Origin of the sequence: Micromonospora haikouensis, assembly GCF_900091595.1 — a bacterium.
GTDB classification, from domain to species: Bacteria; Actinomycetota; Actinomycetes; order Mycobacteriales; family Micromonosporaceae; genus Micromonospora; species Micromonospora haikouensis.
The window spans coordinates 1-954 of record NZ_FMCW01000047.1 but is presented as its reverse complement, the minus strand read 5'-3'; the positions used below and the strand labels follow the sequence as shown (position 1 = coordinate 954).

The window sequence follows — 954 nt, the reverse complement described above, 5'->3', positions numbered from 1 at the left end:
CGCAGCCGCCGAACCGAGCTGTTCCCCGCGCACGCGGGGGTGATCCCGGTGGCCCGGATCGACCAGTCGGCCACACCGGCTGTTCCCCGCGCACGCGGGGGTGATCCGTCACCTTGGCGACCTTCGTCGCGTCCACCGTGCTGTTCCCCGCGCACGCGGGGGTGATCCCAGGCCGTGCGCACCTGGTACGGCACCCACCTCCTGTTCCCCGCGCACGCGGGGGTGATCCGGAGCAGCTCATCCCGTCGAACCCGGCCACCGACTGTTCCCCGCGCACGCGGGGGTGATCCCCCGCACCTGACCGGCCCGCAGCTCCGTCCCCACTGTTCCCCGCGCACGCGGGGGTGATCCGGGGGCGGCCCCGGCGGGGGAGCCGGCGAGCAGCTGTTCCCCGCGCACGCGGGGGTGATCCCTCAACCACGTAGGCAGCCATACCGCTTTGCTCCTGTTCCCCGCGTACGCGGGGGTGATCCTCGAGCGGCATCGCCCCGGCCGTGATCAGCTCGGCTGTTCCCCGCGCACGCGGGGGCGATCCGTACGGGAAGGGAAAGACCGCGTGACCACACTCCTGATCCCCGCGCATGCGGGGGTGATCTGATCGCCTTCGACCAATACTGCGTCGTGTCCTTCTGTTCCCCCGCTTATGCGGGGGTGATCCGCGTTTGGGCGTGACCGAACCAGGGTCGACGCGAGCTGACAAGCGCCGACGTTCCGACCATGCACGGACTTATTCGACTAGCCATCCATGATCTTCTGTCATCGCACTGAAGTGATCTCAGCAAGGTTCGTCGCGTTGGCGCGAACGACACGGGCATAACAGCCATACCGGATGGCGCTGGGATGGGCGTGGGGCCCCCGATAGACAGGTTCTTGCGAAGGAAACCGATCTATCCGAAGGACCCCACGTGATCACGTATTGAGGTGATCTCAGCAAGGTTCGGCGGCCGAGTGGGA

General features: G+C 67.9%; 1 CRISPR repeat array.

What is annotated here, in order from left to right:
• Nucleotides 1–18: 18 nt before the first annotated feature.
• Nucleotides 19–596: direct repeats of the CRISPR family, unit length 28 nt; unit sequence CTGTTCCCCGCGCACGCGGGGGTGATCC.
• Nucleotides 597–954: the final 358 nt, after the last annotated feature.